The 348-nt window shown below is 66.4% G+C and carries 1 protein-coding gene; it reads right to left on the reverse strand.

The window, feature by feature from the left end; all coding sequences use genetic code 11:
- Nucleotides 1-152 precede the first annotated feature (152 nt).
- On the reverse strand, nt 153-348 hold a 196-nt coding region (locus tag E1297_RS00465), incomplete at its 5' end, for a plasmid partitioning protein RepB C-terminal domain-containing protein (RefSeq protein ID WP_305793802.1).

Below are 348 nucleotides of genomic sequence, written 5' to 3' on the forward strand. Positions count from 1 at the left end.
CCGCGCGGCCGGCGAAAACTCGAGCCAGCCTAGTGGGCTCCGGGCGGGTTCGCCGCCATCCCCACCGCCGCGCTCGATCCGGCCCACAGTCCGGCGTCTCCCGCGATCCCCGCGCTTATCGGGTCCGGGTCCCCATTGGGTCGACCAGCGGTCTATTCCACCTCGGCCGGCACCACCGACTCCATCCCGGCGATGGTCTGAAACTCTGACAGGAACTCCGGACGCGTCTGCATCAAATACCGGACGACGCGCGCGTTTCCGAGGAGCTTGGCGACGTAGCCGCGGAGAACGGTCAGCTGAAGATGATCCTGACCGTAGGTGTCCTGAATCTGGGTGATCCCTTCCTGA

It is taken from the genome of Roseibium sp. RKSG952, assembly GCF_009711355.1.